This window comes from Streptomyces sp. NPDC002044 (genome assembly GCF_040296725.1).
Classification (GTDB): domain Bacteria; phylum Actinomycetota; class Actinomycetes; order Streptomycetales; family Streptomycetaceae; genus Streptomyces; species Streptomyces antarcticus.
Genome location: NZ_JBEOXU010000021.1, coordinates 59,132 through 66,080, shown reverse-complemented (window position 1 = coordinate 66,080; position 6,949 = coordinate 59,132). Strand labels below are relative to the sequence as shown.

Below are 6,949 nucleotides of genomic sequence, written 5' to 3'. Positions count from 1 at the left end.
AAGCTCGCCGACATCGTCCTGTGGCGCCCGCCGTTCTTCGGCGCCAAGCCCCAGCTCGTCCTGAAGTCCGGTTTCCCCGCCTACGGCGTCACCGGTGACCCCAACGCCGCCACCGACACCTGCGAACCCCTCGTCCTCGGACCGTTGTTCGGTGCCCACGGCGCCGCTCCCGCGGACCTGTCGGTGGCGTTCGTCAGCCGCGCCGCGGCCGAGTCGGGCAGCTTCGGCGCACCGTACGACACGCTGGGAACCCGGCGCCGGCGGGTCGCCGTACGGGGAACACGGGGCATCGGCCCGAAGGACATGGTCGGCAACAGCCGGCTCGGGGACGTCGACGTGAACCCCCGGACCGGCCTCGTGACGCTCGACGGGGAGCCCCTGCGCTCAGAACCGTCCGAGCGGGTCTCGCTCAACCGCCTCTATTTCCTCTGAGGGAACACTCCGCCCCCGGAGTCCTCCCTCCCCCCTCACTCCTGCCTCCGCTCTTGACTGAATTTTCAGTCGGGTGAAGACTGCACCGAAAGAAATGAGACATCTCATGGCTGATTACCGTATGCCCGCCGAATGGACCGCGCACGAGGGCTGTCTGATGGCCTGGCCCACCCGCGAGGAACTGTGGGGGAGCGTGCTGGCCGAGGTGAAGGAGGAGTACGCCGACGTGGCCCGCGCCATCGCCGCCTTCGAGCCCGTGACGATGGTCGCCCCTCCCGGTCACGGCGAGGACGCCCGCGCCCACTGCGGGGACGACGCCGCCATCACCGTGATCGAGGTGCCGATCGACGACTCCTGGTTCCGCGACAGCGCCCCGCTGTTCGTCCTCGACGGCAACGGCGACCGGGCCGGAGTGGACTTCCGCTTCAACGCCTGGGGCGGCAAGCACAGCCCCTTCGACGCCGACGACCGGGTCAGCGCCCTGCTGCTGGAACACCTCGGGGTCGACCGGATCGCCTCCGACATGATCCTCGAAGGCGGCGCGATCACCGTCGACGGCGAGGGCACGCTGATCACCACGGAGCAGTGCCTGCTGCACCCCAACCGCAACCCCGGCATGAGCCGCGACGAGATCGAGGCCGAGCTGAAGGCCCGGCTCGGAGTCACCAAGGTCATCTGGCTGCCGTACGGCGGCCTGCTCGACACCGAGACCGACGGCCACGTCGACGGCGTCTGCGCCTTCGCCGCGCCCGGCACGGTCGTCGTCTCCCTGCCCGACAACCCCAACCACCCCGACTACGCCCGGATGCGCGCCAACCGCGCCGTGATCGAGGCCGCCACCGACGCCCGCGGCCGCCGGCTGGAGATCATCGACGTACCGCAGACGGCCTTCGGCGAGGTCGCCGACGGCGAGATCGAGGTGTCGTACCTGAACTACTACGTCGCCAACGGCGGCGTCGTCGTCCCGGTCGCCGGGCTCGCCCAGGACGAGGACGCCCTCGCCGTGATCGCCACCGCCTACCCCGGCCGCAAGGTCGTCGGCGTACGGGCGCTCGCCATCGCGTTCGGCGGCGGAGGCGTGCACTGCATCACCCAGCAGATCCCCGCCGCGCGCACCGCGACCCCCACGGCCACCGCCGGCTGACCGGGAAGCCGACCGTTCCCAGCGGACCGCCCGGCGCGGTCCGCCCGCTCCTCCCTCCGCATCCCTCACGGCAAAGAGAGCGCGACGATGAACACCTCCCCACCCCGTACGGGCAGACGCCCCCTGCGGACCGGCCGCCGCACCGCGGCCCTCACCACCGCCGTCCTGACCTCCTTCGCCCTGCTCGCGGCCTGCGCGGGACCGCCCAAGGGCAAGGACGGCGACGTCACCGACGTCCACCTCTCCGCCTCCACACCCGCGGCGCGCGGCGACATCGACTCCTTCAGCTGGGCCATGTACGCCGAACCGCCCACCCTCGACTACACGATGGCGTTCGACTACCCGCAGAACACCGTCCTGTCCAACGTGTGCGAGAGCCTGATGCGCTGGACCCCGGCGCTCACCATCGAGCCCGGCCTCGCCCAGAAGGCGTCCAACCCCGACCCCACCACCTGGGTCTACGACCTGCGCCCCGGCGTGCGCTTCCACGACGGCAAGGTGATGACCGCCGACGACGTGGTCTTCAGCCTCGGCCGGCAGACGGACCCCGACAACGCGGCGGCCTGGGCACAGGTCTTCCGGAACGTCGGCTCGGTCACCGCGAGCGGCCCGCTCCAGGTCACCGTCAAGCTCAAGAAGCCCGACTCCCAGTTCCCCCAGTACATGGCCACCGCCGCCGGGGTGGTGGCGTCCAAGTCGGGCGTCGAGGCGGCCGGCAAGGACTACGGAACCACCGGCGGCCTCGCCTGTACCGGCCCCTTCCAGCTCGGCACGTGGGACAAGGGCCAGGCGATCCAGCTCGACCGCTTCGACCAGTACTGGGGCACCAAGGCCAAGTCGAAGAAAGCCGTCTTCCGGATCCTGACCGACCCCTCCGCCCGCACCAACGCCATGCTCAGCGGGGAGGCCGACGGCGGCTACCTGATCCCCACCGAGAGCTACGCCCGCCTGCGCGCCAGCGGCGCGGGCACCCTCTACTTCGGCGAGGGCCTGACCACCGTCAACGTCAACGTCACCTCCATGCAGGGAGCCCTCGGGGACGTCCGCGTCCGCCAGGCCCTGTCGCTGGCGCTGGACCGCACCGGATTCGTCAAGGCCGGACTCGCGGGCGCGGGTACCGTCACCAACTCCCTGACCACCCGCGCCGCCTGGGCCGCCGCACCCGAGCAGACCCTGAAGACGGCGTTCGACGGGCTGCCGGCCAACGGCCAGGACATCGAGCGGGCCAAGGCACTGGTCAAGGAAGCCGGGGCCACCGGCAAGACCCTGACCGTGGCCACCAGCTCGATCGGCCAGGACGTCTCCCTCCTCGCCACCGCGGTCCAGGCCGCCGGCACGCGGATCGGGCTGGACATCCGGCTCAAGACGATCGCCCCCAACGCCTTCACCGCGCTGTTCACCGACCCCCAGGCGCGCGCGGGCATCGACATGTTCCCGTACACGTCCTACAACTCGATCACCGATCCACTGGACCTGCTGCAGAACTTCGAGACCGGCGCCTACCAGAACTTCGCCGGCTACAGCGACCCGCGGTACGACCAGCTCGTCGGCCAGGCCGGCGCGACCTACCCCGTCGCGGAGCGCATGGCCGTCGAGGCCGAACTCCAGCGGCACGCCTCCGAGCAGCTGCTGTGGATCCCCGTGGCCGAATGGTCGACCGCGGTGTTCCTGGGCAAGCGGATCACCGGAGCGCCCACCACCATCTCGTACATGTACTACCCGTGGGCCGCCGATGTGGGGGCGGCCCCGTGAGCTTCGTCCGCTTCGCCGCACGACGGGTGGCGGAAATGGCCGCCACCCTGCTCGTCGCCTCGTTCGTCGTCTTCGGCGCCATGTACCTGGCGCCGGGCAGCCCGGCGAGCTTCCTGCTCGCCGGGCGGTCGGCCTCCCCGGAGGCCCTCGCCTCGGTCAATGCCCAGTACCACCTGGACGATCCCTTCCTCGTGCGCTACTTCCGCTGGCTCGGGGACATGCTCCAGGGAGACTTCGGGCGGTCGATCACCTACCGCACCGACGTCTCGCGCCTCCTGGCGGACCGGCTCCCCGTGACACTGCTGCTGATCACCATGGCCCTCGTCGTGGTCGTGGTGGTCGGCCTGCTGCTGGGCCGCGCCGCCGCCGTCCGGGGCGGGGCCACCGACTCCGCCGTCCTGGTCACCACGACGTTCGCCGTCGGCACCCCGTCCTTCGTCGCCGCCGTCCTGCTCCAGGGACTGTTCGCCGTACAACTGGGCTGGTTCCCCAGCAGCGGCGCGGGCGAGGGCTTCGGCGACATGCTCTGGCACCTCACCCTCCCCGCCGTCGCCCTGGCCCTCTACCTGATCGGCATGCTCGCCCGGGTCACCCGCGCCGCCATGCTCGACGCCCTCGGCAGCGAGCACGTCACCGTCGCCCGCAGCCGCGGCGTCCCCGAACGCCAGGTCATCCGCCGCCACGTCTGGCGGAACTCCCTCGGAACGGTCCTGACCACCGGCGGACTGATCGTCTCCACCCTCCTGGTGTGCACCATCCTGGTCGAGACCGCCTTCAGCATCGGCGGCATCGGCCAGCTCCTCGAACTGTCCACCACCACCAAGGACTTCCCGACCGTCCAGGCGATCTCCCTGATCATCGTCGCCCTCTTCATGACGGTGAACCTGCTCGTGGACCTGGTCCTGCCCCTGGTCGACCCCCGGGTCACCCTCGGAACGAGGGGAGCCGCCCAATGAGCGCCGTACTCACCCGCCGCCCCGGCCTCGCCCGGATCCGCGCCACCCGCTCCCCGCTCCACCTCGTCTGCCTGGTCCTCGTCACCCTCGTCGTCCTCGCCGCACTGGTCGCGCCCTGGGTGGTGCCCCACGACCCCAACGCCGTCGACCTGGGCGACGCCCTCGCCGGACCCTCCGCCGCGCACCCGCTCGGCGTGGACGCCGCCGGCCGCGACACCCTCTCCCGGCTGCTGCTGGGCGCGCGCACCTCCCTGCTCGGCCCGCTCGGCGTCGTCGTCTTCTCCACCGTCGCGGGCATCGCCATCGGCATGGCCGCCGCGTGGCGGGGCGGCTGGCTCGACTCCGTCCTGTCCCGCAGCACGGAGCTGGTCTTCGCCTTCCCCGGCATGCTGCTCGCCATCCTGATCATCTCCGTCTACGGCGAGGGCCTGATCGCCCCCGTCACCGCCCTCGCCCTCGCCTACCTGCCCTACGTCAGCCGCCTGACCCGCTCCCTGGTGCTGGCCGAGCGCGTCCGGCCGTACGTGAGCGCCTACCAGGTCCAGGGCCACTCGGCCACGCAGATCTGCCTGCGCCACATCCTGCCCAACATCGCCCCCGTCGTCCTCGCCCAGTCCACCATCAACTTCGGCTATGCCCTGATGGACCTCGCCGGACTGTCGTTCCTCGGACTCGGCGTCCCCGCGCTCACCCCCGACTGGGGCCGCATGGTCTTCGACGGACAGACCGCCATCCAGCACGGCTACCCGCTGTCCGCGATCCTGCCCTGCGTCTTCATCGTGCTGACCGTCGTCGCCTTCAACGTGGTGGGCGAGCGGTGGGCCGACCGTGTCTCCAGGAGGGCCCGATGAAACAGGCGCACCCCCCCACCCTCGACATCCAGGGACTGCGGGTCACCCTGCCCGGCACCGCCCGGCCCGTCCTCGACGGCGTCGACCTGACCGTCTCCGCCGGCGAGACCGTCGCCCTCGTCGGCGAGTCCGGCTCCGGCAAGAGCCTCACCTCCCGCAGCGCGCTGCGCCTGCTGCCGCCCGGGGCGGCCGTCGAGGGTGCCGTACGGGTGTGCGGCGACGACGTGCTCGCCATGGACGCCGGCCGCCTGCGCGGCGTCCGCGCCGGCACGGTGGCCATGGTCTTCCAGGACCCGCGCGCCGCCGTCAACCCGCTGCGCCGCATCGGCGACTTCCTCACCGAGAGCGTCACCCTCACCGGGGCCATGGGCCGTACGGAGGCCGCCGCCCGGGCGGTCGAACTCCTCGGGGCGGTGGGCCTGGACGCGTCCGTCCTGCGCAAGTACCCCGGCCAGGTGTCCGGCGGCATGCTCCAGCGCGTCGTGATCGCGGCGGCCCTCATGGGCGACCCCTCGCTCCTGCTGGCCGACGAACCCACGACGGCGCTGGACGTCACCAGCCAGGCCGAGGTGATCGCGCTCCTCGCCGCGCTCCGCGAACGCTTCGGCACCGGCCTGCTGTTCGTCACCCACGACCTGGAACTCGCCGCCGCCATCAGCGACCGGGTGTACGTCATGTACGCCGGGCGGATCGTGGAGACCGGCCCCGCCGAGGTCCTCTTCACGCGCCCCCGGCACCCGTACACGGCGGCCCTCCTCGCCTCCACCCCGCGGATGGAGGGCCCCCGGGGCAGGCTCGCCGCCATCGAGGGCCAGCCGCCGGATCTGCGGGAGCCGCTGCGCGGCTGCGCCTTCGCCGCCCGCTGCCCGTTCGCCACGGAGGTCTGCGACCTGCGGACCCCGCTGCGGTCCCCGGCTCCGGACCGGGCGGACCACCATGCCGCCTGCCACCACAGCGACCTGCTCGAAGGGAGCGCCGTCGATGCCTGAGAACGCACTGGAGGTCACCGGGCTGCACCGCTCCTTCGGGACGGTCCGTGCCGTGGACGACGTGTCCTTCGCCCTCCCCGAGGGCGGCTCGCTGGGCATCGTCGGCGAGTCCGGTTCCGGCAAGACGACCACCGCGCGCATCGTCGTCGGCCTGGAGCGCGCCGACGAGGGGGAGATCCTGGTCCGGGGCAGGCCCCGGGCCGGCCGGACCCGCGGCCGGGCCGCACGCCTGGCCCGGGCCCGCGAGATCCAGATGGTCTTCCAGGACCCCTTCCTCTCCCTCGATCCGCGCATCAGCGTCGAAGCGGTCCTGCGCGAAACCCTGCGGCTGCACTTCCCCGGCCGCGACCACGTCCCGCGCGTGCGCGAACTGCTCGGCCAAGTGGGCCTGGGCACCCGGGCCGCCGACGCCCTGCCCCGCACCCTCTCCGGAGGCCAGCGCCAGCGGGTCGCCATCGCCCGGGCCCTCGCCGTCGAACCGGCCGTCCTCATCCTGGACGAGGCCGTCGCCGCGCTCGACGTCTCCGTACAGGCGCAGATCCTCAACCTGCTGGCCGACATCAGGGAGCAGACCGGCATCGCGTTCCTGTTCATCACCCACGACCTCGGGGTCGTGCGGTGCGTGACCGACGAGATCGTCGTCATGCGGCACGGGGCCGTGGTCGAACAGGGCCCTACGGAGGAGGTCCTCGCCGCGCCCCGGCACCCGTACACCCGGCTGCTGCTGGAGTCCGTACCCCGGCCGGGCTGGGACCCGGAGGCCATCGCGGCGGCCCGGCGGGCGCTGTAGCCGGCGCGGGGCCGGGGCCCGCGCCGGCGGGTCCG

At 72.3% G+C, this 6,949-nt stretch carries 6 protein-coding genes and 1 pseudogene; all 7 read left to right on the top strand.

Features of this window, described 5'->3' with window-relative positions; translation table 11 throughout:
• Window positions 1-432: pseudogene (locus tag ABT106_RS08550) on the top strand (urease subunit alpha); the annotation flags it as partial.
• A 106-nt stretch (window positions 433-538) separates the two neighbouring features.
• Window positions 539-1,576 carry an agmatine deiminase family protein gene (locus ABT106_RS08545; protein ID WP_351274233.1) on the top strand — a complete coding sequence of 346 codons (1,038 nt, stop codon included), beginning with the start codon at window positions 539-541 and terminating at the stop codon, window positions 1,574-1,576.
• Window positions 1,577-1,663: 87 nt separating this feature from the next.
• A complete protein-coding gene (locus ABT106_RS08540; protein WP_351274231.1) occupies window positions 1,664-3,328 on the top strand; it encodes an ABC transporter substrate-binding protein in 1,665 nt (554 codons plus the stop codon).
• A complete protein-coding gene (locus tag ABT106_RS08535; protein WP_351274228.1) occupies window positions 3,325-4,284 on the top strand; it encodes an ABC transporter permease in 960 nt (319 codons plus the stop codon). The genes ABT106_RS08540 and ABT106_RS08535 overlap by 4 nt, the downstream gene beginning before the upstream one ends.
• Window positions 4,281-5,135 carry an ABC transporter permease gene (locus ABT106_RS08530; RefSeq protein ID WP_351274225.1) on the top strand — a complete coding sequence of 285 codons (855 nt, stop codon included), beginning with the start codon at window positions 4,281-4,283 and terminating at the stop codon, window positions 5,133-5,135. The genes ABT106_RS08535 and ABT106_RS08530 overlap by 4 nt, the downstream gene beginning before the upstream one ends.
• Window positions 5,132-6,124, top strand: coding sequence for an ABC transporter ATP-binding protein (locus tag ABT106_RS08525; RefSeq protein ID WP_351274222.1), 993 nt, complete (start codon window positions 5,132-5,134; stop codon window positions 6,122-6,124). Before ABT106_RS08530 ends, ABT106_RS08525 begins: the two co-directional genes overlap by 4 nt.
• Window positions 6,117-6,914, top strand: a complete 798-nt coding sequence (locus tag ABT106_RS08520; protein ID WP_351274219.1) for an ABC transporter ATP-binding protein — start codon at window positions 6,117-6,119, stop codon at window positions 6,912-6,914. Before ABT106_RS08525 ends, ABT106_RS08520 begins: the two co-directional genes overlap by 8 nt.
• The last annotated feature ends 35 nt before the right edge of the window (window positions 6,915-6,949 follow it).

Bases quoted from the DNA above. Each gene is read 5' to 3' on its own strand.
- ABT106_RS08545 (WP_351274233.1), top strand. From the start codon at position 539: ATGGCTGATTACCGTATGCCCGCCGAATGGACCGCGCACGAGGGCTGT.
- ABT106_RS08540 (WP_351274231.1), top strand. From the start codon at position 1,664: ATGAACACCTCCCCACCCCGTACGGGCAGACGCCCCCTGCGGACCGGC.
- ABT106_RS08530 (WP_351274225.1), top strand. From the start codon at position 4,281: ATGAGCGCCGTACTCACCCGCCGCCCCGGCCTCGCCCGGATCCGCGCC.
- ABT106_RS08525 (WP_351274222.1), top strand. From the start codon at position 5,132: ATGAAACAGGCGCACCCCCCCACCCTCGACATCCAGGGACTGCGGGTC.
- ABT106_RS08520 (WP_351274219.1), top strand. From the start codon at position 6,117: ATGCCTGAGAACGCACTGGAGGTCACCGGGCTGCACCGCTCCTTCGGG.